General features: G+C 41.0%; 2 protein-coding genes. Both read right to left on the minus strand.

Features of this window, described 5'->3' with window-relative positions:
- Window positions 1-93: 93 nt before the first annotated feature.
- Window positions 94-2,415, minus strand: coding sequence for a multicopper oxidase domain-containing protein (locus tag RM549_RS19175; RefSeq protein WP_311687702.1), 2,322 nt, complete (start codon window positions 2,413-2,415; stop codon window positions 94-96).
- Window positions 2,416-2,563: 148 nt separating this feature from the next.
- On the minus strand, window positions 2,564-2,977 hold the full coding sequence (locus tag RM549_RS19180) for an HYC_CC_PP family protein (RefSeq protein ID WP_311687704.1): 414 nt from the start codon (window positions 2,975-2,977) through the stop codon (window positions 2,564-2,566).
- Window positions 2,978-3,106: the final 129 nt, after the last annotated feature.

A 3,106-nucleotide genomic window follows, 5' to 3' on the forward strand; every position in this document is an offset into this window, starting at 1 on the left:
CTTGCAATTACTAGCATTGCAATTCCTAAGTTAACTTTTAGATTTTTCATTTTTGAATTGTTTTAAACTGATATTAATTGAAATTGGTACTACTTAAAATCTTATGCTAAGTCCACCCCCCGCACCAAACCGGTTGTCATAACTTCCCATTAAAGAAAAATTCCTGGAAAGGAAGTATTCGGCACCCACATTGTACACTTGTTCTTTTTCAAAGTCAGTGCCTTGGGGCAATTCATTTACCCAGCCAAAATCGGCCTGGAATTCATATTCTCCGAATATGACGAATCTTGGAAATAACATAATTTCCCGGCTTAAACTTATTTGCGGTCTTAGCTTATGATCCAACCGTACATCCAGGTTGAACATATAAGGCGTAAAATAGCGCACCCCGGCAACGGCAGTAGTGCTTAGTTCATCCAGGTTACCTTCCATCTCGTTTTCCACGTTCACTCCACCAAAAACCCTAAACCAATCGTTCAGGTAATACTCATAAGAAACCTCAGCTTCTAAATTTTCGTTCCAGCCGTATTCTGCAATTAAATTGAACTGGTTCCTGATATTGCTGGAAACCACATTCACTTCGGTCATGTGAGAAGCTACATCTGCTAAGCCCCAGGTAAAAAAATGATTCCCTTCCTGAAAGAGAATTTCTCTGGGATGTTCTTTCATTAGTGGGTGGCGGTCAGTCTGGTAGGTTACTGCCCTGGCCATGCCCCCAACCATGTGATACAGCACATGGCAGTGTAAAAACCAATCACTATCTTCATTGGCCTCAAATTCAATGATGGTCTTTTGCATAGGTGCTACATTCACTGTGTGCTTAAGCGGGGAATAGGTTCCATGGCTATTAAGAACGCGGAAGAAATGGCCGTGAAAATGCATGGGATGATGCATCATGGTGAGATTGTTGAATATTATTCGCACTTTTTCACCTTTTTCAATTTTAATCATATCGGCTTCGGCCAGAGGTACTCCATTCATACTCCAGATGTAGCGCCACATATTACCGGTAAGGTTCAGCAAAATCTCTCTTTCGGGTTTTTTCTCATCAATGGTAGTAGGAACAGGAGCCTGTAGAAAATCATAATTATAATCTGCAAACATTCCCATTTTTGACATATCAGCTCCCCCCTTCTGCTGTCCTTTTTCTGAAGTTTTGGTATTCTCTGAAGAAGAACGTTCTGCCTGAAGGCTGTCAGTCAAAGGTGCGTGTACATCGTGGTCCACTCCCATATCCCCCTCCATTTTTTCATCATGTTCCATGTCCATTCCCCATTCTTTCATAAGCTCGTAAGGCTCTACTTTACCCGGATTGAATTTCATGGCGGGAGCTCCCATTCGCATGTCCATATCTGCCATCTGCATCATCATACCTATTTTATCCGGCCTTGGCAGTACCTCTGCCGATAGTACCTCTCCACTTCCGAAATAGGCATGTGTAGCCCCTGATCCATCTTGGGCCACGGCCCGCACTTCAATCTGTCTGTCTTCAGGAATGGTAATGATCAGGTCATATGTTTCTGCGATGGAAATAAAAAGTTTTTCTTTGTTCACCGGAACCACATCCAGGCCATCGGCCGAAACTAAAAGAGGCGGCGTGCCTCCGAAGGTGAGCCAAAATTGCGTTGATGCGGCTGCATTTATAATGCGTAGCCTTACCTTATCCCCGGCTTCATATTTGGTGTAATGTTGTACTGTATCCCCGTTAGTCAAAAAAGCAGGATAATATATGTCCGCGATATCTGCACCTTCCATGCGCTGACGCCAGAAATCCAGCTGGGCATCCAAAGCGCCTCTGGCAATTACACGGTTCAAGGGAGTCGCAGTTCCTTTTTTAATGCTGTACCATTCGTTGCCGCGCTTTAGGTTCCGCAGGACATTCCGCGGTTTCTCAAAAGTCCAATCCGATAGAACCAGTACTTCGTCGTGATCATAATCATAAGCGGCCGATGGTTTTTGTGGTTCTATGACGATTGAACCGTATACGCCACTTTGTTCCTGCAGCATAGTGTGAGAGTGATACCAGTAAGTCCCAGCCTGAATGAGGGGAAATTCATACTTCTGTATCTTACCGGGCTCTATGGGTGGTGTAGTGAGGTAAGGCACTCCGTCGTAAAAATTGGGTAGCAGGAGGCCGTGCCAATGAATTGAAGTTTCCTCTTCCATTTCATTCTTAACGTATATAACGGCATATTCCCCCTCTTTAAAGTTTAAAGTTGGACCGGGAATGCTGCCGTTAATCGTCATGCCCATGCTTTCCTCTCCTGCAATATGGACCATTTCTTCATCTAGGGTTAAATGGTACTCCCGTACAGGTAAATTATCCACATTCCCTTCTAATGAGGGGGTTTGTTGGGCATTAGTAAAATTTATAGATACAACTATTAATAAAACTGCAAAAAGATGTTTTTCCATTTCCTATTAATTTAATTAATATTTGAACATGAAGTCATTTGTAGTGGCTATTTCACATAAAGTATAATCTCAATGAATATTTTAATTCACTTCTAAAACAGATATACCTTACCAGTAGTAAGTAACTGGTATTGACAAAAATATTAAATCAAATAAGAAACACCTGATCCCGAAGATAAATACTATGGATCAGCAAAGGAGGAGAATAAAATGTGTAAGCCGGCACCTGCCGAGGCATATAATTAAATAGAGACACATATGAATTCGCAAAAGCACCTAAAAACACCTGTTGTTTAAAATCCAGCGATAAAAACGAATTTTTCAACTCGTCCTGACCTTCAACTAAAATTTTTTCATTACTACAACAATGATCCTTCTCCATGGAAGTGGCCATATTGGAATGATCATGAATTCCCATTACGCAACTTTTAGCTTCAGAAAAGACAGCCAGATCCATTAAAAGACCTCCACAGAAATGTTTGTCTACAGTAAAAGATAAAGTAGACAACAACACCACAAGTGCCATTAATACAGAGACAATATTATGTAATGTACTTTTCATCTTAAATGGAAAAACATTCCTACAACGGAAATGATCTCCATATGTTTTCGATTAAAGAAGCGAATTTACCTATAAAATAGCAGAGTGAACTTGTACTATTGTGGAAAAATGTTGTACTATTTGGATAAG

The organism is Autumnicola patrickiae (assembly GCF_031846525.1).
GTDB classification, from domain to species: domain Bacteria; phylum Bacteroidota; class Bacteroidia; order Flavobacteriales; family Flavobacteriaceae; genus Autumnicola; species Autumnicola patrickiae.

What these genes read in the sequence shown, in the direction of transcription:
- RM549_RS19175 (WP_311687702.1), bottom strand. Translation starts at nt 2,415, where the DNA reads ATGGAAAAACATCTTTTTGCAGTTTTATTAATAGTTGTATCTATAAAT.
- RM549_RS19180 (WP_311687704.1), bottom strand. Translation starts at nt 2,977, where the DNA reads ATGAAAAGTACATTACATAATATTGTCTCTGTATTAATGGCACTTGTG.